This is a genomic window from Sphingomonas guangdongensis (assembly GCF_900199185.1).
Lineage (GTDB): Bacteria > Pseudomonadota > Alphaproteobacteria > Sphingomonadales > Sphingomonadaceae > Sphingomonas > Sphingomonas guangdongensis.
In genome coordinates this window covers 758,263-782,966 of sequence record NZ_OBMI01000002.1, presented here as the reverse complement: position 1 = coordinate 782,966, position 24,704 = coordinate 758,263, and the positions used below count along the sequence as shown (strand labels likewise).

The window sequence follows — 24,704 nt, the reverse complement described above, 5'->3', positions numbered from 1 at the left end:
AGCTACGCGGTGGTATCGTCGTCCAGCACCCGCGTTCGTCGCAGAGAAGGCAGGTTCGTCGCAAAGCTTACCTGTCCGTTCTTCGCTCATCGAAGCACGGCCTCGCGCATGACGCGGCATGACTCAGCCTCGATAACCCTGCGTCATCGCCGGGCCTTCTCCAACACGCCTCTGATCCGCTCGATTACGGTGGCTGGCCGATCTAACTGGATGAAATGGTCGGCGCCGGGAACGATCTCGTTGGTACCCAGTCGCGAAAGCGCCGCAAGCCGATCATGGCCTGCCTGCCAGACAGTCTCGGAACGCTCGATTTCCGCTGGCGACAAACCTGACAAGGCGCCCTTGTTGCCTCTTGTCAGAACGGCAAGCGGCAGGGAGCCTAAGTCGCCCGGAATCGCGTCGCTCTGGACATCGTCAATCGTCCTGCCGTTGGCTCCTAGAACGTTGGCGTCCTGGTATTCTGATCGTATCGCCCGCTGGTAACCCGCGATCTTCGCCGCGCGGTCGCGCTCTCGATGAACGGCAGGGTCCGGGTCGGCAGGGTTGTCGAGGCAGTCCGAGCTCGCCTCCGTCGGTAATGAGAGCCGCCCAGAGTCCGCCAACGTGACACATCGATCGAGAAACGACATGGTTTCGGCTGTGGACGCCGCCAGCTTGGTGGCCGCCGCAGAACCGACGGCGTCTGCGATCAGCCGGGTTTGATTGGGGAAGGCAGGATCGACGAGCACCATTCCTGCGACGTCGCCGGGGTACCGCTTCGCGTAGGCGACCGCGTAAATGCCGGCGAGCGAGTGTGCGACCAGGACAACAGGCCGCGCAATGCCGCCGGAGTGCAGCAGGGCATGCAGGTCAAGCAACGCATGCTCGACATCGCTCTTTTCGGAAGTGGGATCGCTGAAGCCGTAACCTGCGCGATCATAGGCGCAGGCCCGGGTGTTTCTTCCGACTTCCGGCTGCACGCGGCGCCAGTCGAAACTGCCGCCGCCAAGGCCGGACATAAAAAGAACCGCAGGCTGGCCCTTCCCCAGGCAAACCATGTTGATGCGCCTGCCCTTTGCGACCGGCACCAGGATCTGGGCGCGCCCGTAATGGCTCGACACAAAGCTGCGCGCAGCCGGGTCTGCCATTCGTGCCGACGATGCGGAGGTCGCCGGCAGGCCGATGCTGAGGGCAAAACCGAGCCACGTCGAAAGCGCAGCACTCACGCCGCGGCCGCTGAGGGCGCGAAACTTTGCCACCTGCTTGCCCCTCCCCCCGTTATGCAACGCCGGTCGCAAGGTCATTTCAAGACACGTTCGAAGAAGCCGATCATCTCGGCCCATCCCCGCTCGGCCTCTCGTGCGTCGTAGATCGGAAAGTCCGGCATCATCCAGCCGTGCGCTGCGGCATAGGTGTCGGTGCTGTACTCGACCCCGGCACCATCCAGCGCTTCTTCGAGGCGGATCGCCATGTCCGGCGGGTAGCTGGTGTCATCCTGCGCCGCGGCGATGTAGATCGCAGCCTGCAGATCGGGTGCGTAGGTGTGCGGGCTGTCTGCCGCTTCTGTTGCTAGGTTGCCCCCATGGAAACTGGCAACTGCCGCGAAGCGGTCCGCCCGGTTGGCGGCAGCCGCGATCGCCATTCCCCCGCCCATGCAGAAGTCGACGGCTCCTACCTTCGACCCGACGATCTCGTTTCGCCCATCCAGGTACGCCAGGAAGGCATCCGTGTCGCGTGCCGACACCCGATTACCCGTCGTCGCCATCAGGGGACCAAGGATCGCGCGAAAGTCGCCTTTGAAGACTTCTACCGGGTCAAAGGGGCCATAGGATCCGTACCGGTAGAACGGGTCCGGCAGGAGCACCACAAAGCCCGCGTCAGCCAGACGCTGGCCCATGCCGAGCACTGCCGGTCGGATACCGCCTGCATCCATGTACATGACGACTGCCGGCCCGCCCCCGCCCTCGGCCGGCGTGAAGACATGCGCCGGGCACTTGCCGTCGGAGGCGTCGATCGTGACAGTTTCGTGGGTCATCTGTGTTCCTCAATTAAACGATCGATCAATCAAGCGAGCGCCGGCTCCTTCGTGGCGAGGATCGCACTCGAGACGATCCGCGACAGGTTTTCCGATCGCGGTGCGAATGAGGGCAAATCGATGAGCCAGCCGAGCGCGGCCATCAGCCCGAACATGTCGTCGCCGTTCATATCGCTGCGTGCCTGGCCGTCGTCCTGTGCCCGTTGGAGCAGTCGCGCGCTCGCAGCATGGACGGAGGCGCAGGAGGCGTAGAGCGCCGACTCCGGATTGTCGTGAACCGAGGCCATCAGTGCGACCACGCCCTTGTGCGTTCGCGCGAAAGCCATCCACTCCCCAAACCACGTGGTGAGCGCCTCCGCGGGAGGCAACGTCGCTTCAAGCTCCTCCGCGCGCTTGGGCAAGGCATCGAGATCGTCGCAGAGCAGCGCCTCCACAAAGGCCTCTCTGGTCGGAAAATGACGCAGGAGCGTCGCGAACCCGACCTCTGCCCGGCGTGCGATGTCACGCATCGACGCCTCGGGACCCCGCTCTGCAAACACGTCTCGCGCCACGTCCAACAAGCGATCGTAGTTTTTTTTCGCGTCGGCTCTCATAGGTCACCTTGACAAGTGGACCACCGGTCCAGATATGCGGTTCACAAGCGGACCAGTGGTTCGGTTAGCTGCATATGGGACCAGATGCAGTCTCGGGCAACCCGCAAAACAGAAGTTGAAGGACGTGAAGGCATGACCACGATCACCATCATCGGCTCTGGCGGCATGGCGACTGCTATCGGCACGCTCGCCGGCAAGGCCGGCCACGTGGTTGAGGTGTTGAGCCGCAATCCGGCGAACGCACGCGAACTGGTCGATGCCATCGGCGCTGACGCGATCGTGGGCGAGTTCGGCGCCACTCCACGCGGCGACATGGTCTTCCTGGCGGTGCCTTATGCGGTCGTGCTCGACGTGGTCGCTCGCTACGGCGACAAGCTCGCGGGCAAGCTGCTGGTCGATCTGACCAATCCGGTCGCACCTGACCTCACCAGCTTCGTGACGCCTGCCGACAGCTTCGGCGCGCAGGAGATCGCGAAGGCGGCGCCGGCCAGCACGATCGTCGTCAAGGCGTTCAACGGCCACTTCTCGCATGTCGTCGCGGCAGGCCGCACGTTTCGCGTGCCCGTCGACGTCTTCATCGCCGGCGATGACGCAGACGCCAAGCAGCGCGTGTCCGACTTCACCACGTCGCTTGGCCTTCGCCCTCTCGATGTCGGCGCCCTGCCGATGGCGCGAACGCTCGAGCACCTTTGCCTGCTGTCGCTTGGCCTGATCGCCAACGCCACACGCCACACTGACTTCGCGATCGGGGTCAGCCTCCCGGACTGATCCCGACCATCCCTCCTCCAGCCACCCAGTCCCATTTTAGCAAGGAGCATACCCATGCACGTCTTCGTCACCGGCGGTACCGGCCACTCCGGTCCCTATATCATCTCCGATCTCATCGCCGCAGGGCACGAGGTCACCGCGCTGGTCCGATCGGACGCGGCCGCTGACGCGGTTTCCGTGCTCGGCGCGACGCCTCGCCACGGCAGCCTTGAGGATCTGGAAGGCCTCAAAGAGGCCGCGCGCGCAGCCGATGGCGTCATCCACGTCGCGCACCGACAGGACCTGCTTCCGACCGGCGGGCTCGACGCGGTTGCGGCCGCAGAGGTCGACATCATGCTCGCCTATGGCGAGGCGCTCGAGGGAACCGGCAAGCCGCTCGTCGTTTCGGCCAGCATCGGCTCGCCCGGCTGGGAGGGTCTTGGACGCCCGGCGGCGGAGACCGATCCCGCGCTGCCCGGAGGCGATGGTCACAAGGGGACGCTGCGGGTCCGCAATATCGTCGAGACAACGGTGATCGGTCTTGCCGACCGCGGCATCCGCGCTTCGGTCGTCCGCATCCCTCCGATCATGCACAGCACCACCGACAATGCCGGTTTCCTTCAGGCCCTGATCGGGCTTGCCAAGGAGAAGGGTGTCATTGGCTACCCGGGCGACGGCGCGAAGCGCTGGTCGGCGGTGCACGCACATGACGTTGCGACTCTGTTCCGCCTCGCGCTCGAGAAGGGACCTGCAGGCAAGACCTGGCACGCCGTGGCCGACGAGGGCATTGCGTTCCGTGAGATCGCCGAGGCGCTCGGCGAGCGGCTCAAGGTGCCGGCGGTTCCGATCCCGATCGATGCGCTGATGCTGCCAGGTTATTTCGGCTTTCTCGCGAACCTCGTGACCCTCGACGTTCCGGCAACCAGCCGCGTCACACGCGAAACCCTTGGCTGGGAGCCGGCCCGCCCGCGTCTGCTCGCTGACCTCGACAACGGCCATTACTTCCGCGCCGCCTGATCGCAAGGCGCCGTCGCCTACGCGCCCCAGCGGGTACGCGTCATGGCGTCGGCGCCCCATTCAGTCGCCAAGCATCCAATCAGGAGAAGTCTCATGAGCACCATCAGCATTATCGGCGCCGGCGGCATGGCCACGGTCATCGCGACGCGCGTTGCAAAAGCCGGCCATCAGGTCGAGGTTATCACCCGGGATACCGCAAAGGCGCGTGCACTGGCCGACAAGCTCGCAGCGGGCGCTACGGTCGGCACCTATGCCAAAGCGCCGGCCGGTGAGATCGTCATCCTCGCCGTCCCGTATTCCGTCCTCTCGTCGGTGATCGCTGACTTTGGCGACGCGCTCGCCGGAAAGACCGTCATCGACATCGCGAACCCGGTGAAGCCAGACCTGTCGGGCCTCGCCACGCCGCACGACAGCTCGGGCGCGCAAGAGACGGCGAAGCTGCTGCCGGCGAGCGCTCACGTGGTCAAAGCGTTCAACACCATGTTCGGCCACGTGCTCGCCAAGGGCGGTCGGCTCGATGCCTATTATGCCGGGGACGATGCTAGCGCCAAGGCTCAGGTCGCGTCCTTCCTCGAGAGCCTCGACCTGCGTCCGCTCGACGTCGGCGGCTTGCCAATGGCGCACACGCTGGAGGCGCTCGGGCTCATGATGATCGGCCTTGCGAAGAACGGCGCCGGCAGCTGGGACATCGCGATGGTGGCGGAGATCGGCTGAAGCCGCCGAACTCGACGCCTGGTCGTCTAAGTCGTGGCCGCCCGCTCGTTGCGGACGCCGTGAGACGACGGATTACCGGGCGTCGGGTGCCAGCAACCGGCGATCGGACCTAATGAACGCCGACAGACATACGATTTGACGTGGAAGCTTAGAAATGCCCCAGAACGTAGACATCGTCCGGCGCCTCTACACGGTGGCCGAGGGTTCGACCTTCGATGCTGGCGAGATCGCGTCCTTGTTTGCGGCGGACGGCTACATGCGCGACATGGCGACCGGCACCTTCTTCCGGGGCCAGGCGATTGCCGAGTGCATTGGCGGTCTGCTCAAGGCCCTTCCTGATCTTCACCGCGAACCCGTCCAGGTCTATTCCGTCGACGATGTCGTGGTCGTCGAACTGACGATGAAGGGCACGCACACAGGCGCCCTGCCGCTCGCGTCCGGCACGCTTGGTCCAACCGGCCGAGCCATCGACGTACCGTCGTGTGACGTGTTTCGCCTTCAGGGCGGCAAGATCGTGAGCTTCCATTGCTATAACGAAGCCTCCGTCATGCAAGAGCAGCTCGGCGTCGGCTCCAACTAGATCAGCTTGACCGCTTAAAGGAGATGATCATGCCCACCGATGCCAGTCTGAAGATCGCACAAAGTTTTTTCGATGCGATGGGCGACCTGCCGCAGCTCTTGTCACTGCTCACCGATGACTTCGAGTGGATCATACCGGGCGACGCATGGCCTCTAGCCGGAACGCACCGAGGTCAGGAGGGTGTGAAGAACCTCCTCCAGATCGCATCCGAGCAGGTCGAGACCAACTTCCCCGAGCCGCTCGACTTCATCGCGCAAGGTGACCGCGTTCACGCTGAAGGGTTCGCGACAGGCCTGATCAAGGCAACAGACAAGCGCTTCGAAGACCATTTCGTCTTCGCGTTCACTATTCGCGACGGGAAGGTGGCCCGTCTGCGAGAGTATTTGGACACGCAGGCGCTTGCTCGGGCGAGCGCGCCGTAGCGGATTGCCCGCGTCGCGCCGCACGCTCCCCCCAGTGCAGCGCCCATCTCGAGAAAGTGAGAAGGACATGAGCAAGAAGGCACGCATCGCCATCCTGATTGGCTCAACGCGGCCGGGCCGCTACGCTGATAAGGCGGCGAACTGGATGCTGAAGCAGACGCAGGCGCGCGACGATCTCGACGCGGAACTCCTCGATCTTCGAGACCATCCGCTGCCGTTCTTCAACGAGAAGGGCCCTTTGATCTCGGCCCAGAGCGAGAGCCCCGAGGCGCTGCGCTGGCAGCAGACGCTCTCCCGGTACGACGGCTTCATCTTTGTTGTCGCCGAGTACAATCATTCGATTACGGGGGTGCTGAAGAACGCACTCGACCAAGCGTATCACGAGTGGGGCCGCAAGCCGTTCACCGCGATCGGGTATGGCGGGTCCGGCGCTTCGAGAGCGGTCGAGCAGTTGCGACTGGTTGCGATTCCACTTCGCATGGTTTCGACCGCCGGGTCGGTCCATATCGGTGGAGCCGACTTCATGGCCACCTCTTCAATGGGAGCGGGCAAGCCGATCGAAGACGTAGAAGCGAGCTTACTGGGTGCCACCAAGTCGGCGCTCGATGAGCTGGTCTGGTGGGCAGGTGCGACGATGGCTGCCAAAGCTGCGACATGAGGCGCGTGATCACCAGTCCGAACTCCCAGTGTAGAGAACAATTCGGTCGCGCGCTTCAACCTCGTTCCGTAAGCTCCCCTCATGCCACGAGCCTTCGTTGAGCCCTCCAGCGCGCAGCTGCAATGCCTGATCGCCGTCGTCGACGCCGGCAGCTTCGCTGCGGCGGGACGGCGGCTGGGCATGACGCCATCGGGTGTTTCAAAGACGATCGCGCGCCTCGAAGACGCACAGGGTGTACGGCTGCTGCACCGCTCAACGCACAACCTCGCGTTGACGGACGCCGGCGAGCAGGTGATCGATGCTGTTCGCGCGGTCGCGACAAGCCTTGATCACCTGCGCTCATCGCTGATCCTGGCATCGGAGGACGATGCGCGGGGTCGGGTCAGGCTTACTGCTCCCGTAGCATTCGCCAGAAGCCAGCTCCTGCCCCTCCTGGCCGAGTTCCGAACTGAGCACCCGCAAGTGGTCGTGGATGTTCGCGCTTCCGACGAGATGATCGACCTCGCGGACGCAGGTATCGACGTCGCATTGCGAGCGGGCGAGATCAGCGGCGTCCCAGGTCACCTTCGGCAGAAATGGTTCGACTTTGACTGGGTCGCCTGCGCCTCGTCAGCGTATCTGGACGCCCATGGTATTCCAGGAACGCCTTCCGACCTCGAGAGACACGCTATCATCGGATTTCGGAATCGCGGGACCGGGCTTGTAGAGCCGTGGTGGTTTGCCGCTGAGCGAGGCTCGAACAAGGCGGATCGGTATGCCTTCGACTGCTCGATCATATTCGATGACGCCGAGAGCGTCTGGCACGCAGTGACGCTCGGAATGGGGGTCGGGTGGTGCCCTTCATGGCTCGCTTCAGCTGACCTGGGACGAGCCGGGGTCCTTGAAGTTCTGCCGGAGTGGCGCGTGATGCGTAGCCCCATGACAATCCTGCGCCGTGACGCGCCGCAGGTGCCAGGGCGCGTGAAGGAACTCGTCGCTTTCCTGAAAAGCAAGGCGGCTACGTTAGACAGCCCGCTGTTGCGCTAATCTTCGCGAGCGCGATGCGGACACCATGTCACGACTGCCATGGAGCATTCTGGCGCTAAACGCCCACCGGTGAGAAGCATATCTTCAGCCTGCCACTCACCGAAAGGAACAGTCATGGCGGGCTACCTCGTGAACAGGTTCGACATTACCGACCGGGAACAGTTCATCCGATACACCCTCGCGGTTACGCCGATTATCGCGGACCATGGCGGCGAGATCCTGTTCGCGAATGACGCTCCCAAAGGTCTGGAAGGCCCGGAGCCTGGCATGAGCGTCGTCATCGCCTTCCCCTCCGAGGAGGCTGCGATGGGGTTCTATGACAGCCCAGAGTATCAGCCAGTCAAGGAGCTCCGCTTGATGAGCACGACCAACTGGAACGCCATCGTTTCAGCTGGCGGCATCTCCGTCGCCGCGTGAGCCTGGTGTTCGCACGTCGGCCAGCACTCCGTTGCACCTTTCCTGAACTATCGAACGGTCTCCGATGCAGACCCTTTTGAAAAGGACCTTAGACATGATCAGCACCGACCATCTGGATGCTTATCTGGCAGCCATGGGCCGTCGCGACGTAGCGGCGACCAAGCCCCACATGGCGGAGGATGTCGTGATCCACAGCCCGATCATTCCCGCGCCCTTCCGCGGCCGAGACGCTGTCGCCTCGGTGCTTGAAGCTCTGCTCGGCACGATCGATGCGTTCGAACCCAAGCGCCTGCTGCGTGACGGCGCCGACTTCGTCGCTGTCTTCACGGTCCGGCTCGGCGACCACGTCATCGACGGCATGGACCACATGCACCTGAACGAGGAGGGCCTGGTGGACAGTATGACCGTCGCATGGCGCCCCCTGCCGGCGATCGTAGCGGTACAGCAGAAGCTCGCGCCCAAGCTGGGCGGCGCCGCCCTGCAGCTGGTTCCGCTGACGACGAACGGTCGCCAGGCGGCTTAGAGCGCCTGCGCGCCAACGCTGCGGAGACGTATATGCGTGCTGCCTTCTACGACCGCCTGGGACAGGCAGAGGACGTGCTTCAGGTCGGCGACTTGCCCGACCCGCTACCCCAGCCCGGCGAGGTTCTCGTCAAGGTCGCGGCCTCAGGGATCAATCCCTCTGATGTGAAGAGCCGGGCTGGCGGAGCCGTTCACCCCTTCCCCCGCGTGGTCCCGCACAGCGACGGTGCAGGCGTCATCTCGGCCGTAGGAGAGGGCGTCCACGCAAACAGGATAGGCCAGCGGGTGTGGCTTTGGAACGCTCAGTGGCAGCGGCCATGGGGAACAGCCGCTGAGCTCGTGGCCGTTCCGGAGGCGCAAGCCGTGCCACTGCCGGGGACGGTGTCATTCGAGGCGGGAGCCTGCCTTGGCGTACCCTTCCTCACCGCATGGCGCGCGGTTCACTACCAACCGATCGAACCGGGCGAGGTCGTGCTTGTCGCGGGCGGCGCGGGGGCGGTCGGCTACTACGCCATACAGCTTGCAAAGCGAGCAGGCGCACGGGTGATCGCGACGGTAAGCTCTGCGGAGAAGGCGTCGATCGCCAGCGCTGCGGGTGCGGATCTGGTCCTCGATTACAACGATCCAGCCTTCGAAGCAGCTCTAAAGCGGTTTACCGGTTGGAAGGGCGCGGACAGGATCGTAGAGGTCGACTTGGTCGGCAACGCTCCACGCTATCGCTTCATCCTTCGCAAAGGCGGCCTGGTAGTCGCCTACGGATCAAGAAGCTGGTCCGCGGCCCTCCCCCTCTCCGAATGGCTGCTTCACGGCATCGAGCTCGCCATCTTCATCGTGTACGAGCTGCCTGACGAAGTCAGGCGTGTCGCCGTCGCGCAGAGCGCCGCCATCCTCGATGATCCCAGCTTCCGCCACCTGATCGCGAGGACCTTTTCGCTCGATCAGATCGCCGCTGCTCACCAGGCCGTGGAGCATGGACGGCTTCTCGGAAACGCGGTCGTGCTGATCGACTAAGAGACCACATCCCGAGCGGGTACTTCGCGTCTTGACGTAGAATACGGGCGACCGTATTAACGCTGCATGGGTAGACCTTCTTTCCGTTATAAGATCATCGAGTCGGGCATGCAGACCGTGCATGAGCGCGGGTTTGCAGGCACCGGATTACGAGAGATCACCGCAGCTGCCGGCGTTGCGCAGGGCTCTTTCACCAATCACTTCTCCTCCAAAGAGGAGTTCGGCGTGGCGATCCTCGACCACTATTTCGATCGCCTTCGCGAGGTGATCGCGGCGACCCTGCAGGATCAAAGCAGGACGCCGGCCGCTAGGCTGTACGCCTACTTCGACGCTATCACCGACCTGCTCGAGCAGTCCGGCTGGCGGTTCGGTTGTCTTGCCGGCAACATGAGCCTGGAGGCAAGCGAGACCAGTGAGCGCCTACGTGAGCGACTGGTCGAGATATTCGCCGAGTGGACCCAGCCGTTTGCCGACGCTGTCCGTGAAACCCAGGCGGCTGGCGCATCAAGCCCGGATGCGGATCCCGATGAGGCCGGTGCCGCCCTGCTGGAGGCATGGCATGGTGCGATGCTTCGGATGAAGGTGGACCGAAGCGCCGCGCCACTTCGCCGCTTCAGGCACATCATCCTTCCAGCGATTGTCGGACCCGCGCCAGCCTAGCGGCATCCAGCCACTCCAAGCGAGCGGCCACATATAGCACCCCCGAGACTGATGATTCTCGGAACGAGGACGTGTGCCTGCGCAAGCGACAGGAGATGACCTTTGAACCACCCCTTTGTCGAAACCTACGATCGATACCTCGCCGCCTGGTCGGACGTCTCCACGGTCGAACGAGAGTCGTTGCTTAACCAGAGCCTCTCAGACCGGATCGTTTTCGCCAATCCGCAGCAGAACCGTAGCGGCAAGCGCGCGGTGGCCGAGCATCTCGAAGGTTTCCAGCGCAGGATGCCCGGGGGCAGCTTCAGGATGAACAACATGGTTGGCTGGGGCGACTGCGCTCTGGCGGAGTGGCAACTTGTCGACGCGACCGGCTGCCCGGGCTTCAGCGGCTATGATGTCGTCACCTTCGACAGCCATGGCCTGATCACGGAGATCCTGCTGTTCGGTAACGTCGAAGCTCAGAAGCTCGCATGGCGGCGCCGCGATCCGGTGGCCCTTCAACTCACAGACTGATCGGTATGGCCGATGGCTGGTGGCCGTCGATGTCACCGACCCCCCTTCCCCCATTTCTGAGGAGCAGATCATGCCCGTGACCGACATGAAGTATGCCGAGGTGCTTGGATCCCGAATGGCCTACCGTGACGAAGGATCAGGGCCAGCGGTCCTGTTCCAGCACGGAAATCCGACGTCATCCTATCTCTGGCGCAACATCATCCCGCATGTGTCGAACCAGGCGCGCTGCATTGCCCCCGATCTGATCGGCATGGGTGCCTCCGATAAGCCCGAGATACCCTACCGGGTTGAAGATCAGGCGCGCTACTTCGACGCCTTTATGGAGGAGTTGGGGCTCGATGACGTGGTTCTCGTGCTGCACGACTGGGGCTCGGCGCTCGGGCTCGATTGGGCTCGCAGGCATGCCGATCGGGTGCGGGGCATCGTGCTCATGGAGTTCATCTGGCCCATCCCAACGTGGCTCGACGCGGATCCTCGGGGTCGCGACGCGTTCAAGGCGTTCCGCTCCGACGGCGGTCGCGAGCTGCTGATCGACCAGAACCTCTTCATCGAGCAGGTTCTGCCGGCCGGCGTCGTCCGCGCGCTGACCGAGGAGGAGATGGACGCGTACCGGGCGCCGTTCCTGGAGCCCGCCTTTCGTGAGCCACTCTATCGGTTCCCCAACGACCTTCCGATCGCCGGTGCGCCGATCGACATCTGGGCAATGGCGCAGGCCTATCAGGCTTGGCTCTTCGAGACAGATCTACCGAAGCTGTTCTTCTGGGCAGATCCAGGTGCCATCATCTCTCCCGCGCGTGCTGCCTTCCTCTCGCGCGAGCTTAAATCCTGCAAGTCAGTGCCACTCGGTGCGGCGCGGCACTACGTCCAGGAGGACCACCCCGATCTGATCGGCCGCGAGATCGCGGCGTGGCTTCGCTCGCTTCCGGTCGAACGCTAATGCGCGAGCCCGCAGTGCCTGCCTAGTCCTCTTCGCGCCGGCTCCTAATCCGATCAGGTCAGGTCAGGAGCCGGCACGAGCTCACGCGGCTATGCTCGACTCCGCTGGAGCGCGCTGCGTCAGCCTACTTGCCTGCTCAAGCGCACCGTCCAGCGCTGCTTTGCGGGCGTCTTCACCAAAGCCGATGCCCTCCGCGATGATGAACTCGACGTCGGCGCCAACGAACTCGAAGGTCGAGCGCAGGAGGGTTTCTGCGTGCTCGTAGGCCCGATAGGGTGAGGCCTCGCCATACACGTTGCCTCGCGCCAGACCTATTATGACGCGCTTGCCGGACGCGAGACCGGTGACGCCGTTCTCGTCATAGCTGAAGGTTTTCCCCTTCACCGCGATACGGTCAACCCATGCCTTTAGCTGCGTCGGAACGGTGAAGTTGTACAAGCCTGTACCGATCACGACCACGTCAGCGTCAAGAAACTGCTCGACATCGGGTCCCTGGTCCAGCGCCATCCAAGCCTCCAGCGTCAAGTGCGGCAGCGGCTCCGCAGCGAGATCGCGGTAGGTCACCTCGGCAGTCAACTCGTCGCGCGTTAGCTGATCGACGATGGCCGCCGAGATAGCTCGGCTGGCCGAGCCTTCGCCTAGAATGCTGGAATCAAGGTGCAGGATCTTCATCGTCGATCTCCGGTCTGGAATTGTGACCTAGACCAGCTATGGGACTGATGGAGTTTCGCCAAGAACGCATATTTGTAGGACTAGGTCACATGCATATGCCTGCCGAGCACGGGGTCAGCAGCCAATGTCGCCGATTGAGCGGTGTTCTGACGATCGTGGGAGACAAGTGGACCGTGATGATCGTCATGGTTCTGATTGGGCAGGGGCGTCGCTTTAACGAGTTGAAGCGTCTGATCGGCGGTATATCGCAGCAGATGCTGACTCGTACTTTGAAGGCTCTCGAACGCGACGGCATGGTCAGCCGTACCGTTCACCCGACGGTACCGCCGCAGGTCGAGTACGCCCTCACAGATCTTGGCCGATCCCTGGCTGAACCGCTGCAAGCTTTAGGGGCTTGGGCAAACAGCCATGTGGAAGCGATAGAGCTGAACCGCGGAGCGTACGATGCTCGCGCCGACGTGAAGCTGGCCGGCTGAAGTGGCATTGCAGCAGCCGGGCGGATTGAATGGCACGGACCCTAGTGCGCCCGCGCCGGTTGATCCGGCGTCGTCAGTTACGACAGGCCACTCCCGGTTAGAGGTCAGTGGCGCAGGGGGACTGCTAACGTTTGGAGCGCTGCTCGACCTAGCTGGTATCGATCGTCGACAGGTCCGCCTGCTTCGCCACCAAGACAATCGGTACACGGGCTTTCAGTCGCCCTATGTCCTATGGCGTGACCACCGCGATCGGTTCGAGGCCTATCAGGAGACGCAGGCGATCGGCGACGTCGCCGACCTGCGCGCCCCTTATTGGGCATCCTTCGTGGGCGTACCGGGCAAGGAGACGCTTTTCGTAGGGCTCTACTCGGTCGAGCTTGTTGGCCTCCTGCCGGAGGACCGCCCCCACCCTGTGACCGGGGGAACCGAGCAAGCTGGTAGCTGTCACCTTTACCGCCTTGCGGCCAGGCCGGAGCTGGCGGAGTTCGCCGGGAGGCTCTGGATCGACTGGGGGAAGGGCTACCGTGCGTGGATCCAGCGCGGCGACCGGGTGCCAAAGCCGGTTTTGGAACTCAAGCGGACGTTCGGGGAAGATCCTTTCCCGGGTTTTGCTGCGCTCATCCTAAACCTGTCGGACATTGAGACCATCCCCTCGGGTTGGGCGGACGCACTGCGATCGACCAAAGGCATTTATCTGCTTACGTGCCCCAAGACACGAGAGCAGTACGTCGGGATGGCCTCGGGTGGCGACGGGTTCCTCGGGCGGTGGCGCGAGTATTTTGCGAACGGCCACGGCGGCAACGTCGGGCTGCGAAGCCGCGAGCTCCGCGACTACCGCGTCTCGATCCTCGAGACGGTTGGGTCGGCCGCAACGGTCAACGAACTCCTAGCGCTCGAAAGCCGTTGGAAGGACAAGCTGCAGAGCCGCGAGATGGGACTGAACCGCAATTAGCTCCTGGCGACCGCCTGGCGAAACGCGATGTACGATCGGGCCGCTGTTTGGAGGCTCCGGACGCCCGATGTAGCGAGGTCGCCTGCCTTGCTTTCGATTCGAGTGGCGAGATCCTCGGGGCGTACGTCGACCTGATCCAGATCGCAGCCTAGCAAGGATTCTACTCGCCGGCAGCGAGACACGTAGTCTCCTGCTGCCCGCTTCGACAGCGGACGGCCGCTGGGGCCAACGTGGGAGGTCTCGAGGAAGCGGCGGAAGTGTTCGTCTCTCACGAGCGCCGCTATGCACGTGGCGAAACCCGCCGTCACGAGGTCCCATGTCCGAGCTGTCGATGCACTCCCTGCACTCCACCCTGCGCGAGCGCATCGTGGAACACGTCTTCGTGGGGGAAGCGCTCCGCACGCTCTGGAGGCGTGGTGTGACCGACGTGGAGGTGCTCAGATCGGAGTTCGACGCGCACGGATACGATCTGGTCATGGCTCGCGGGCAGATCGTCCGACATATCCAGTTCAAGACAGGTGTGCGCCAGAAGCCGGCACCCGTGTCAGTCGGCCGCGCGCTGGCCGACAAGCCCTCGGGGTGCGTCATCTGGATCTCCGTGTCGCTCGGCCTCGACCTTGGCCCGTTCTGGTGGTTTGGAGCGGCGCCGGGTGAGCCGCTTCCGGATCTATCGTCCTTCGCCAGCCCTAAGCGCATCGGGCGACGCGAAACCGGAGAACGCCCGCTTCGCGTCAATCACTCGAAGGTGCCGGCATCCAAGTTCCGGCGGGTCGAGACGATCAGCGAGGTGCTGGAGCTGCTCTTCGGCAACCTGCCGTCCGGCGCGCCCCCGGTCGTGATCGAGGAGGAGACCGGCACTCCGGAGCAGCTCAGGCCTGATCGCGACGGCCGGTGATCTTCTCTGCCGTCTCGTCGAGCTTCTCGCGATCGTTGCCGCCCTTTTGCGACGGCTGGATCCACGAAATCAGATCGGAAACGCACGGATCGGTCGATCAGGCTCAGGCGCGCTTCCACCCGCAACGGCCACGACTGGTCGGAGCGGGGTCAGCCGCTACCCGCCGCGATCGAGGAGCCCGGTATCCGACGGTACCACCGCAGGTTGAGTACGACCTAACCGATCTTGGTTGATCGTTATCGGATCTTCCTCAGGCGCTTGAGAATTGGACTAATGCGCATCCGTGCTCATCGAAGACAATCGCATCAACTGCCTCAACCTCCTGGTCGAGCGAGTCGGTCTGCCTCGCCTGGGATGCAGAGGAGCCGCGCTGGTAGAAGAGGAAGTCAGGGAGGTTCGCCCTGCGAGCCCTGTCCATGGGTTTCAACTTGTTCAAACCCGCCGATTCGCCGCCGAACGTGCGATGCAACCGCACCGCGGGAGAAGGGGGCTTCCTGCACCCGTATCTATCGCCTTCTATCACCGCCTCGGAAGACGTGGAGAAGTTTACATGGTCATGAAATCTATCTCAGCCGCATCACGGCGGACCATCCGTCGACAGCAGCTACGCGAAATCGTGCCCCTCGCCGACAGCACCATTTTCGAGATGGAGCAGCGCGGTGAGTTCCCTCAGCGCTTCTATCTGACCTCGCGATGCGTCGTTTGGGATCAGAGCGAGGTAGAGCAATGGCTTGACGCACGACGCGCAGCTTCCCGCGCCAAGGCCGTCAAACTCGCGCCCACACCTGATGTTCGCTTGCGTCGCGCGAACCCCGTCACACAGTAGGGTCGAGTTCGAGCATGCCCATGGCCGCGGGCATAAGCGTTGGCGTGTACTTCTGGCCCGCGATCCACGCCTCGATGAGGTTCGACCATTCCTGCATCATGTGGCGGCGCTGATGCTCATACTCCGCCTTATTATAGACGCCGCGAGATGACCGCCCATCCTCGTGCGCGAGGCACTTCTCGATCCAGTCGCGGTTGAAGCCTAGCTCGTTCAGGAGCGTGGACCCCGTGCGTCTTAAATCGTGGACGGTGAACGGTTCTAGCGGAAGCCCCTCGCTATTCGCCCTCTCAACAACCGAGTACGTGACGCGGTTGAAAGTTGCACGCGACATCGGCGCGTCGGCGTCGTACCGCGACGGCAGCAGGTATTTTGAGTTGCCGGCGCAAGTTTTCAAAGCAACCATGATGTCGAGTACCTGAGTCGACAAATAGACGTTGTGGGCCTTCGACCGCTTCATGCGTTCCTTCGGGATCGTCCATACGGCGTTCTCGAAATCGACCTCGTCCCAGACCGCATCCTGCAGCTCGCTCTTGCGGACCATTGTCATCAAGAACAGCCGCATGCCTAGCCGGATCGTCGGCAGCGTCGGAACGTGCTCCAATTGCTTGAGCATGACGCGGATCTCACTAGGCGACAGCGAGCGATCCTTCGGAACGAAGGTTGCGATCGAAGCTGGACCGACCTCGTCGGCGGGATTCGCGACCTTCTCGCCGTGCAGGATCGCGAATCCATAAATCTGCTTCAAAATATCCCGGACATGAATTGCCGTAGCCGGGGCGCCTCGATCCACGATCTTGGCGCAGTGAGCGCGGAGGTCGTTCGGGCTGATCTCCGTCAGCAGGCGGTTGCGCCACACTGGAAGCAGTTCCCGCTCCCAGATCGAACGCCGCATGGCTCTGGTGCTATCAGCCATAGGAGCCGCCGTGAGCCACTTTTCGCCAAACTCGCCGAAGCTCTTCGCTTCTTTGATGCGCCGCTTCTCTCGTTGCTTCTCGATTGCGGGGGAGTGACCCTCGGCGACAAGACGTCGAGCATCAATGCACTTCTCGCGCGCCCTCGCCAATGAAAGCCCGTCTGGGCCATACTTCCCGAGAGTAAGAGTTTCGCGCCTTCCGTTCAGGCGGTAGTCCAGGCGGAAGGATATTCCACCCTTCACTGTAACCAGGACGTACATTCCGTCCCTGTCTGTCACCTTGTATGGCTTTTCTTTTGGTTTCAGCGATCGAATAGCAGTGTCTGTGAGCACGATGGCCTCCGAGCAAAAAATACCGTCAGGCATATTTCAGAGGTCGCAGGAGGATATTCCAAAAGCATTACAGATGCTTACGGCGAAAAAAATACCGTCACGACCTCAATTGCCGTGACGGTATTCGCGGAAATCGCGTTGTGCAATACTTCCACCTACCGTCATCCAGCCCGCAAACCGGGACGCTTGCCCAGTGATTGACGGCGATAGATGACGATAGGAAATTACTTCATATTCAGAGAGTTACGTCGCAGAATATCGTAGTTTTGGCGGTGATCGGCGGCGAAGAAATTATTCCCACTCGATCGTGCCGGGGGGTTTGCTGGTGTAGTCGTAGACCACGCGGTTGACGCCGCGCACCTCGTTGATGATGCGGGTCGCGACGCGCGGCAGGAAGCCGCCGGGGAACTCGAAGGCGGCCGCGGTCATGCCGTCGGTCGACGTGACCGCGCGCAGGCCGAGCACCGAATCGTACGTACGTCCGTCGCCCATCACCCCGACCGTCTTGACCGGGAGCAGCACCGCGAATGCCTGCCAGATCGCGTCGTAGAGCCCGGCCGAGCGGATCTCGTCGAGGTAGATTGCGTCCGCCTTGCGCAGGATGTCGCAGCGTTCGCGCGTGACCTCGCCGGGGATGCGGATGGCGAGGCCGGGGCCGGGAAACGGGTGACGCCCGACGAACACGTCGGGCAGCCCGAGCTCGCGGCCGAGCGCGCGAACCTCGTCCTTGAACAGCTCGCGCAGCGGCTCGACCAGCGCCATGTTCATGCGCTCAGGCAGGCCCCCGACATTGTGGTGGCTCTTGATCGTGACCGACGGCCCGCCGGTGAAGCTCACGCTCTCGATCACGTCGGGATAGAGCGTGCCCTGCGCCAGGAACCCCGCGCCGCCGATCTTGCGGGCTTCCTCCTCGAACACGTCGATGAAGGTCTTGCCGATGAACTTGCGCTTGGCCTCCGGGTCGGTGACGCCGGCGAGGCCGGAGAGGAACAGCGTGGATGCGTCCACGTGGACGAGCGGGATGTTGTAGTGGCCGCGGAACAGGCTGACGACCTGCTCGGCCTCGCCCGATCGCATCAGCCCGTGGTCGACGAACACGCAGGTCAGCTGCTCGCCGATCGCCTCGTGGATCAGCACCGCGGCGACCGCGGAGTCGACGCCGCCGGACAGGCCGCAGATCACCCGGCCGCTGCCGACCTGCGCGCGAATCTCGGCGATCTTGGCCTGCCGGAACTCGGCCATCGTCCAGTCGCCGGTCAGCCCGCAGACGTGGCGCGCGAAGTTGGCGATCAGCTTGCCGCCGTCGGGCGTGTGGACCACCTCCGGGTGGAACTGCATGCCGTAGACGCGACGCACATCATCGGCGACGATCGCGAACGGCGCGCCGGGGCTCGCGGCGACGGGACGAAAGCCGGGCGCGAGCTCGGTCACCTTGTCGCCGTGGCTCATCCAGACCTGGTGCGCCTCGCCCTCCGCCCACAGCCCGTCGAACAGGTCGCAGCCGTCCGACACGGCGATGTACGCCTCCCCGAACTCCCCGCTCTGCCCCTTCTCCACCGTGCCGCCGAGCTGCTGGTTGAGCACCTGCTGGCCGTAGCAGATGCCGAGCATCGGCAGCCCGGCGTGAAGGATCGTGTCCGACAGCCGCGGGCTGCCCTCCTCCGGCACCGATGCCGGTCCGCCGGACAAGATCACGCCCTTCGGCTGCAACCGCGCGAAAGCCTCGTCCGCGGTCGTGAACGGCGCGATCTCGCTGTACACCCCCGCCTCGCGCACTCGCCGCGCGATCAGCTGCGTAACCTGGCTTCCGAAATCGACGATCAGGATGGAATCGGGGCGCTCACTCATGGCGCGCGGACTAGGTAGGCGGGGCGGGTGTGTAAAGGTCGGCTAGACCAACCGACTCTGCTTGACCGCCGCCTCGATGAAGCTCGCGAACAGCGGGTGCGGTTCGAACGGCTTGGACTTCAGCTCCGGGTGAAACTGGACGCCGACGAACCACGGATGGTCGGGCCGCTCGACGATCTCCGGCAGCTGCCCGTCCGGCGACATGCCGGAAAAACGCAGGCCACCCGCCTCCAGCACGTCCTTGTAGTGGACGTTCACCTCGTAGCGGTGGCGGTGGCGCTCGCTGATCGCGGTCGCGCCGTAGATGCTGGCGACATGGCTGTTGCCGGCGAGCGTCGCGTCATAGGCGCCGAGCCGCATCGTGCCGCCAAGGTCCCCGCCCGCCTCGCGCTTCTGCAGCCCTTCCGCCGTCATCCACTCGGTGATCAGGCCCACGACGGGTTCGGGCGTCGGCCCGAACTCGGTGGTGGAGGCTTCGGCGATGCCCGCGGTGTTCCGCGCGCCCTCAATGCACGCCATCTGCATGCCGAGGCATATGCCGAAGTACGGCACCTTTCGCTCGCGCGCGAAGCGGACGGAGGCGATCTTGCCCTCCGATCCGCGCTCCCCGAAGCCGCCGGGCACCAGGATCGCGTGACACGGCTCGAGCTGCGCGGCGACGTCGTCGGGCGCCTGTTCGAACAACTCGGCGTCGAGCCAGCGGATGTTGACCTTGACCCGGTTCGCGAGCCCGCCGTGGACCAGCGCCTCGTGGAGCGACTTGTACGCGTCCTGCAGGCCCACATACTTGCCCACGACGCCGATCGTCACCTCACCCTCGATGTTGGTGAGGCGGTCGATGATGTCGTCCCAGCGCCGGAGGTCGGGCGACTGCTCCGCCGGCAGTCCGAAGGAGCGGAGCACCGCCGTGTCGAGGCCCTCGGCATGGTACTGGAGCGGGACGCCGTAGATGCTGCGGGCGTCGAGCGCGGGGATCACCGCCTCCGGCGCGACGTTGCAGAACAGCGCGATCTTGGCGCGCTCGCCCGGCGGCAGCGGCCGCTCGCAGCGACAGACCAGCACGTCCGGCTGGATGCCGAGCGCGGTCATGTCGCGCACGCTATGCTGGGTCGGCTTCGTCTTCAGCTCGCCTGCCGCGGCGATATAGGGGACCAGCGTCAGGTGGACGAAGCAGCTGTTCTGGCGACCGATGTCGTTCCGCAGCTGCCGGATCGCCTCCATGAACGGAAGCGATTCGATGTCGCCGACCGTGCCGCCGATCTCGCACAGCACGAAGTCTAGCCCGTCGGTGTCGGCGCGCGCGAACTCCTTGATGGCGTCGGTGACGTGCGGGATGACCTGCACGGTCGCTCCCAGATAGTCGCCACGCCGCTCCTTGGCGATGATTGTCTGGTAGATGCGGCCGGAGGTGACGTTGTCGCTCTGCCGCCCGGGAACGCCGGTGAACCGCTCGTAATGGCCGAGATCGAGGTCGGTCTCGGCGCCGTCGTCGGTGACGTAGACCTCACCGTGCTGGTACGGCGACATCGTGCCGGGATCGACGTTCAGATAGGGATCGAACTTCCGGATCCGCACCCGGTAGCCGCGCGCCTGGAGAAGCGCTGCGAGGGAGGCCGCCATGAGGCCTTTACCGAGCGACGAGACCACGCCGCCGGTGATGAAGATATACCGCGCCATGGGAGGATGCGCCTAACCTTGAACGTGCGTGGTCCGCAAGCGCGGAAGGGTCCGCGCCCGCGACGAGATGCCCCTGGACGGCGGCTTACTGCTGGAGCGGAACGTCGCTCGTGTTGGCGGGCACCGCGGCGTTGCCCTGCGCCGCCGCAGCCGCGGCCGCCGCCTTCAGCGCGTCCTCGCCCCCCGGCTGGCTGTTCGCCGCCGCGTTGCCGGGCGTGCGCCGGGCAAGGCTGGTGTCGATCGTCGCCGACTGCCGCGTTGCCGCCATGAAGGCGAGCGCAATGGACATGGCGATGAACACGGTTGCCAGCACCGCGGTCGACTTGGTGAGGAAGTCGGAGGCACCGCGCGCCGACATCAGGCCCGACGGACTGCCGCCCGTGGTCAGCCCGCCCCCTTCCGACCGCTGCATCAGGATCACCGTGACGAGGAGTGCCGCGATGATGGCCTGGAGGACGAGCAGAAAGGTGAACATGGTGGGGGCAGCAACCTGTGATGACGACGCGCCGCGGCACATAGGCGAGCGGACCCGTGCGATCAACCGGAAGGCGGCACGCACGCCAGCGGACCGCACGGCAACATTTCGCGAACGCACTGAAACCAGCCGCTTAGGCGGGCGTTAATCTTGCAAGCGGGCCGGTCGTACCGGCATCGCAACGCGAACAAGGTGATCTGGCCCGTGAACGCCATGCCGGAAAAGACGCTCTTCTCGTGGATGCACACCCTGGTGGATTATGTGCGTTCGGGGGAGCCTGACCTCACCAATCGTCAGATGGCGCTGCTGATGCTCGTCTATCTCGATCCCGGCCCCCACACGGTGCGCGGCCTCGCCCGCGCGCTCAACGTCTCCAAACCCGTGGTGACGCGCGCCTTGAACAGGTTGGGCGCGCTCGGCTATCTGCGCCGCCAGCGCGACGAGGCCGACAAGCGCAACATCTTCGTGGCGCGCACGCCTAAGGGGGCAGATTTTCTTGCAGAGTTCGGGCAGTTCCTTTCCGCCGACGGCGAACCCGTCGCCACCGGCGCCGGACCGCGGCTCGCCCACGCGTAAGCGCTTCGCGCTAACCGGGCGAAGCCAGACCGTAGATGCCCGAGTGATTGCCGCCCGCGGTGACCTGGCCGACCTGCGCCTCGCGGATCGGGTGTTCGCGCCGCACTATGCCGCCGCGGTCGCACGAACGGTCGCCGGCCAAGCGCCGCTCCTTGCCGAGATCGGCGGAACGCCTGTGTCTGAGGTGCTGGTCGGCGAACGCTTCGACGTGCTCGAGTTGTCGCAAGGGACGGCCTGGGGCGTCGCCGCCGACGGCGCGGTGGGGTTCGTCCCGATCGAGGCGCTGTCGCCGCTGGCAACCGTCAGCCACCTAGTGGTCGCACCCGGAACGCCGCTGCCGATCGGAAGTCGGGTGAGTGCCGCCGCGGCGGCGACGTTCGACGCGACGGCGGTACGGCCACTCGCCGGACCGCACCTCTCCGTCGCCGAGGCGGCGGAGGCGCTGGTCGGCGTTCCCTTCCTGGCCGGCGGCCGCTCCGGTCTCGGCTGCGATGCGGGCGGGCTGATCGTGCTGGCGCTGGCGCTCGCCGGGATCGCAGCACCGCGCTTCACCGACCTGCAGGCGCCAACGCTCGGCAGCGGGGTCGACGATCCGACGGACGTCCAGCGCGGCGACCTGTTGTTCTGGGGCGAGCAGGCCGGGGTGGCCGCCGACGACACCCGCGTGATCCACGCTGGCGCGCAAGGAGTGGTCGCGATCGAACGCTCGTTCATCCCGCCAGACCAGATCGTCGTCAGGCGGCTGCCGTGAGGCGCAGCGTCTTCATCGACGGTGCGGCGGGCACCACCGGGCTGGAGATTCGCGAGCGCCTGGCCGGCCGCGCGGAGATCGAGCTGGTGACGCTGCCCGACGATCGCCGCAAGGATCCGGCCGCACGTCGTGCCGCGCTGAACGACGCCGACTTCGTCGTGCTGTGCCTGCCGGACGATGCCGCGCGGGAGAGCGTGGCCCTGATCGACAATCCGCGCACCCGGGTGATCGATGCCTCAACCGCGCACCGCACGGCGGAGCGGTGGTGCTACGGCTTCCCGGAGCTCGAGCCGAGCCAGGGCGCGCTGATCGAGGGGGCAGCGCGGGTCAGCAATCCGGGATGCTATCCGACCGGCTTTCTGGCGCTCGTGCGCCCGCTTGTCCGCGCCGGCATCGTGCCCGCCGACTGGGCGCTGAGCGTCCATGCCGTCTCCGGCTACTCGGGCGGCGGACGCCAGATGATCGAGGAGTTCGAGGGCGACACCGTCCCGACCGCATGGCGCGGCTATGCGCTCGCGCTCGCGCACAAGCACGTGGCCGAGATGCAGCGCCACGCCCGGCTGGAGCACCCGCCGCTCTTCCTTCCATCGGTCGCGCGAACCTATCGCGGGATGGTGGTGGAAGTGCCGCTGCCGCTTCACGCCCTGCCCCGCCGGCCGTCGATCGACACCTGCCGCGACGCGCTCGCCGCCGCCTATGACGGCAGCGAGATCATCCGCGTCGCCGCCGACGATCGCGCGACCGTGGAGGTCGAGGAGGATGCCGGCACCGACCGCGTCACGCTGCGCGTCGTCGGCAACGCGGCGCGTGGCCATGCCGTGCTGATCGCGACGCTCGACAATCTCGGCAAGGGCGCAGCCGGTGCCGCGGTGCAGAACCTGAACGTCATGGCGGGATTTGCGACCACGGCCGGGCTGGTGCTCTAGCCGTTCAGCCGATAACGGCACCGCAACGACCAAGGAGTGTGCGCATGAAGGAGCCGGTGAGCAAGCTGCTGCTGTTCGGGGCGACGGGCGATCTCTCGCGGCGCATGCTGCTGCCCTCGCTTTACGGGCTGCACGCCGACCGGCTGCTGCCGGAGGGGCTGACGATCACCGGCACCGCGCGGTCCGATCACGACGACGGGAGCTTCCGCGAGTTCGCGCGCGCCGCGCTCGCCGAGTTCCTGCCCGAGGACCGCAAGGATGACGCGGCGATCGCCTCCTTCCTGGAGCGGGTGCAGTACCAGCCGCTCGATGCATCGACGCTGGAGGGGTACGGCGCGCTGGCGGCCAAGATCGGCGATGTGTCGGGCGGGCTCGCGATCTTTCTCTCGACCGCGCCCTCGCTGTTCGAGGCGACGATCCACGGGCTGGAGTCGGTCGGTCTCGCCGGCGATACCGTGCGGATCGGGCTGGAGAAGCCGCTCGGCCACGACCTCGCCTCCTCGCGAGAGATCAACGACGCCGTCGCCCACGCGTTTCCGGAGGCGCGGACCTACCGGATCGATCACTACCTCGGCAAGGAGACCGTCCAGAACATCCTGGCGCTCCGCTTCGGCAACTCGCTGTTCGAGCCCGTCTGGAACGCGGGCGGGATCGATCACGTCCAGATCACCATCGCCGAGACGGTGGGGCTGGAGGACCGCGCCGGCTACTACGAAGGCGCCGGCGCGCTGCGTGACATGGTGCAGAACCATATCCTCCAGTTGCTCGCGCTGATCGCGATGGAGCCCCCGGCGCGCTTCGACGGCACCGCGATCCGCGACGAAAAGGTCAAGGTCCTACGCTCGCTCCGCCCGATCGAGGCGAAGGACAGCGGCCAACTGACCGTCACCGGCCAGTACGGCGCGGGCGCGGTCGGCGACAAGGTGGTGCGCAGCTACGCCGACGAGCTCGGCAAGCCGTCCGGCACCGAGACCTTCGTTGCGATCAAGGCGCACGTCGACAACTGGCGCTGGCAGGGCGTCCCCTTCTACCTGCGCACCGGCAAGCGGCTGCCCGCGCGGCAGAGCGAGATCGCGATCCAGTTCAAGCCGGTGCCGCACTCGATCTTCTCCAGCCGTGGTGGGCAGCTCCAGCCGAACACGCTGGTGATCCGCCTCCAGCCGGAGGAATATGTCCGCCTGCTGGTCATGGCCAAGCAGCCGGGGCTCGACCGCGAGGGGATCAAGCTGCGCGAGGTGCCGTTGAACTTGGCGCTCGATCACGAGTTCGCCGGCACGCGCCGCCGCATCGCCTACGAACGCCTGCTGCTCGACCTAATCGAAGGCGATCCGACCCTCTTCGTCCGCCGCGACGAGGTGGAGGCGCAGTGGACCTGGATCGATGGCATTCGCGCCGGCTGGGACGCGAACGACACAAAGCCCAAGCCTTACCCTAGCGGTAGCTGGGGGCCGTCCTCCGCCATTGCACTGACCGAGCGTGACGGGGTGTCGTGGACGGAGTGACGGATTGACGGACCGCCACGCTCCCTCAACCGTTCGTGCTGAGTAGGGGCT

29 protein-coding genes are annotated in these 24,704 nt (G+C 64.9%); 21 read left to right on the top strand and 8 right to left on the bottom strand.

Annotation, left to right across the window (positions count from 1 at the left end; genetic code table 11):
• Positions 1–143: 143 nt before the first annotated feature.
• The 3 genes from CRO12_RS10970 to CRO12_RS10960 are packed head-to-tail and all read right to left on the bottom strand — an operon-like array spanning position 144 to position 2,607.
• Positions 144–1,238, bottom strand: a complete 1,095-nt coding sequence (locus CRO12_RS10970) for an alpha/beta fold hydrolase (RefSeq protein WP_179640972.1) — start codon at positions 1,236–1,238, stop codon at positions 144–146.
• A gap of 41 nt (positions 1,239–1,279) precedes the next feature.
• Positions 1,280–2,014 carry a dienelactone hydrolase family protein gene (locus CRO12_RS10965; RefSeq protein ID WP_097064046.1) on the bottom strand — a complete coding sequence of 245 codons (735 nt, stop codon included), beginning with the start codon at positions 2,012–2,014 and terminating at the stop codon, positions 1,280–1,282.
• A gap of 29 nt (positions 2,015–2,043) precedes the next feature.
• Complete coding sequence (locus CRO12_RS10960) at positions 2,044–2,607, bottom strand: TetR/AcrR family transcriptional regulator (RefSeq protein WP_097064045.1); 564 nt, start codon at positions 2,605–2,607, stop codon at positions 2,044–2,046.
• Positions 2,608–2,739: 132 nt separating this feature from the next.
• Here CRO12_RS10960 and CRO12_RS10955 point away from each other — a divergent pair, with 132 nt between their 5' ends.
• From CRO12_RS10955 to CRO12_RS10895, 13 genes are all read left to right on the top strand, one after another.
• Positions 2,740–3,375, top strand: coding sequence for an NADPH-dependent F420 reductase (locus CRO12_RS10955; protein ID WP_097064044.1), 636 nt, complete (start codon positions 2,740–2,742; stop codon positions 3,373–3,375).
• Positions 3,376–3,429: 54 nt separating this feature from the next.
• Entirely contained in the window at positions 3,430–4,371 is a 942-nt protein-coding gene (locus CRO12_RS10950; RefSeq protein ID WP_097064043.1) for an SDR family oxidoreductase, read from the top strand.
• A gap of 42 nt (positions 4,372–4,413) precedes the next feature.
• Entirely contained in the window at positions 4,414–5,085 is a 672-nt protein-coding gene (locus tag CRO12_RS10945; protein WP_218838885.1) for an NADPH-dependent F420 reductase, read from the top strand.
• Between the two features lie 154 nt (positions 5,086–5,239).
• Positions 5,240–5,665, top strand: coding sequence for an ester cyclase (locus CRO12_RS10940; protein WP_097064041.1), 426 nt, complete (start codon positions 5,240–5,242; stop codon positions 5,663–5,665).
• 29 nt (positions 5,666–5,694) lie between these two features.
• Positions 5,695–6,087 carry a nuclear transport factor 2 family protein gene (locus tag CRO12_RS10935; protein ID WP_097064311.1) on the top strand — a complete coding sequence of 131 codons (393 nt, stop codon included), beginning with the start codon at positions 5,695–5,697 and terminating at the stop codon, positions 6,085–6,087.
• 67 nt (positions 6,088–6,154) lie between these two features.
• Positions 6,155–6,745, top strand: a complete 591-nt coding sequence (locus CRO12_RS10930; protein ID WP_097064040.1) for an NADPH-dependent FMN reductase — start codon at positions 6,155–6,157, stop codon at positions 6,743–6,745.
• 81 nt (positions 6,746–6,826) lie between these two features.
• Entirely contained in the window at positions 6,827–7,771 is a 945-nt protein-coding gene (locus tag CRO12_RS10925; RefSeq protein WP_097064039.1) for a LysR family transcriptional regulator, read from the top strand.
• A 114-nt stretch (positions 7,772–7,885) separates the two neighbouring features.
• A complete protein-coding gene (locus tag CRO12_RS10920) occupies positions 7,886–8,188 on the top strand; it encodes a DUF1330 domain-containing protein (RefSeq protein ID WP_179640971.1) in 303 nt (100 codons plus the stop codon).
• A 94-nt stretch (positions 8,189–8,282) separates the two neighbouring features.
• Entirely contained in the window at positions 8,283–8,711 is a 429-nt protein-coding gene (locus CRO12_RS10915; protein ID WP_097064037.1) for a nuclear transport factor 2 family protein, read from the top strand.
• A gap of 32 nt (positions 8,712–8,743) precedes the next feature.
• Entirely contained in the window at positions 8,744–9,721 is a 978-nt protein-coding gene (locus CRO12_RS10910) for an NADPH:quinone reductase (protein ID WP_097064036.1), read from the top strand.
• Positions 9,722–9,787: 66 nt separating this feature from the next.
• A complete protein-coding gene (locus tag CRO12_RS10905) occupies positions 9,788–10,381 on the top strand; it encodes a TetR/AcrR family transcriptional regulator (protein WP_097064035.1) in 594 nt (197 codons plus the stop codon).
• A gap of 102 nt (positions 10,382–10,483) precedes the next feature.
• On the top strand, positions 10,484–10,894 hold the full coding sequence (locus CRO12_RS10900; protein WP_097064034.1) for a nuclear transport factor 2 family protein: 411 nt from the start codon (positions 10,484–10,486) through the stop codon (positions 10,892–10,894).
• Between the two features lie 70 nt (positions 10,895–10,964).
• Positions 10,965–11,831 (top strand): haloalkane dehalogenase, encoded by an 867-nt coding sequence (locus CRO12_RS10895; RefSeq protein WP_097064033.1) that lies wholly within the window; start codon positions 10,965–10,967, stop codon positions 11,829–11,831.
• A gap of 81 nt (positions 11,832–11,912) precedes the next feature.
• Here the strand turns inward: CRO12_RS10895 and CRO12_RS10890 are convergent, their stop codons facing one another.
• A complete protein-coding gene (locus tag CRO12_RS10890; RefSeq protein ID WP_097064032.1) occupies positions 11,913–12,503 on the bottom strand; it encodes an FMN-dependent NADH-azoreductase in 591 nt (196 codons plus the stop codon).
• 134 nt (positions 12,504–12,637) lie between these two features.
• Between CRO12_RS10890 and CRO12_RS10885 the strand changes: the two genes are divergently transcribed.
• The 4 genes from CRO12_RS10885 to CRO12_RS10870 all read left to right on the top strand — a co-directional run bounded on the left by CRO12_RS10885 (position 12,638) and on the right by CRO12_RS10870 (position 15,652).
• On the top strand, positions 12,638–12,979 hold the full coding sequence (locus tag CRO12_RS10885) for a winged helix-turn-helix transcriptional regulator (protein WP_342747224.1): 342 nt from the start codon (positions 12,638–12,640) through the stop codon (positions 12,977–12,979).
• Between the two features lies 1 nt (position 12,980).
• Positions 12,981–13,931 carry a GIY-YIG nuclease family protein gene (locus CRO12_RS10880; RefSeq protein WP_245858398.1) on the top strand — a complete coding sequence of 317 codons (951 nt, stop codon included), beginning with the start codon at positions 12,981–12,983 and terminating at the stop codon, positions 13,929–13,931.
• A gap of 316 nt (positions 13,932–14,247) precedes the next feature.
• The gene (locus CRO12_RS10875; RefSeq protein WP_097064030.1) at positions 14,248–14,826 is read left to right on the top strand and encodes a hypothetical protein; all 579 of its coding nucleotides are present in this window, start codon (positions 14,248–14,250) and stop codon (positions 14,824–14,826) included.
• Between the two features lie 463 nt (positions 14,827–15,289).
• On the top strand, positions 15,290–15,652 hold the full coding sequence (locus tag CRO12_RS10870) for a helix-turn-helix transcriptional regulator (protein ID WP_425443021.1): 363 nt from the start codon (positions 15,290–15,292) through the stop codon (positions 15,650–15,652).
• Here CRO12_RS10870 and CRO12_RS10865 read toward each other — a convergent pair.
• The 4 genes from CRO12_RS10865 to secG all read right to left on the bottom strand — a co-directional run bounded on the left by CRO12_RS10865 (position 15,642) and on the right by secG (position 20,898).
• Positions 15,642–16,931, bottom strand: coding sequence for a tyrosine-type recombinase/integrase (locus tag CRO12_RS10865; RefSeq protein ID WP_425443015.1), 1,290 nt, complete (start codon positions 16,929–16,931; stop codon positions 15,642–15,644). The two genes, CRO12_RS10870 and CRO12_RS10865, sit on opposite strands and share 11 nt — an antisense overlap.
• A 258-nt stretch (positions 16,932–17,189) precedes the next feature.
• The gene (guaA, locus tag CRO12_RS10860; protein WP_097064029.1) at positions 17,190–18,746 is read right to left on the bottom strand and encodes a glutamine-hydrolyzing GMP synthase; all 1,557 of its coding nucleotides are present in this window, start codon (positions 18,744–18,746) and stop codon (positions 17,190–17,192) included.
• 42 nt (positions 18,747–18,788) lie between these two features.
• Complete coding sequence (locus tag CRO12_RS10855) at positions 18,789–20,423, bottom strand: CTP synthase (protein WP_097064028.1); 1,635 nt, start codon at positions 20,421–20,423, stop codon at positions 18,789–18,791.
• Between the two features lie 85 nt (positions 20,424–20,508).
• Positions 20,509–20,898: a preprotein translocase subunit SecG gene (gene secG, locus CRO12_RS10850; protein WP_097064027.1), complete on the bottom strand. Its 390-nt coding sequence runs from the start codon at positions 20,896–20,898 to the stop codon at positions 20,509–20,511.
• Between the two features lie 240 nt (positions 20,899–21,138).
• Between secG and CRO12_RS10845 the strand changes: the two genes are divergently transcribed.
• The 4 genes from CRO12_RS10845 to zwf are packed head-to-tail and all read left to right on the top strand — an operon-like array spanning position 21,139 to position 24,653.
• Positions 21,139–21,474: a MarR family transcriptional regulator gene (locus CRO12_RS10845; RefSeq protein ID WP_097064307.1), complete on the top strand. Its 336-nt coding sequence runs from the start codon at positions 21,139–21,141 to the stop codon at positions 21,472–21,474.
• 43 nt (positions 21,475–21,517) lie between these two features.
• Positions 21,518–22,225, top strand: a complete 708-nt coding sequence (locus CRO12_RS10840) for an NlpC/P60 family protein (RefSeq protein ID WP_179640970.1) — start codon at positions 21,518–21,520, stop codon at positions 22,223–22,225.
• Positions 22,222–23,151, top strand: a complete 930-nt coding sequence (argC, locus tag CRO12_RS10835) for an N-acetyl-gamma-glutamyl-phosphate reductase (protein ID WP_097064025.1) — start codon at positions 22,222–22,224, stop codon at positions 23,149–23,151. The genes CRO12_RS10840 and argC overlap by 4 nt, the downstream gene beginning before the upstream one ends.
• Positions 23,152–23,195: 44 nt before the next feature.
• Positions 23,196–24,653 (top strand): glucose-6-phosphate dehydrogenase, encoded by a 1,458-nt coding sequence (gene zwf / locus CRO12_RS10830; protein ID WP_179640969.1) that lies wholly within the window; start codon positions 23,196–23,198, stop codon positions 24,651–24,653.
• Positions 24,654–24,704 lie beyond the last annotated feature (51 nt).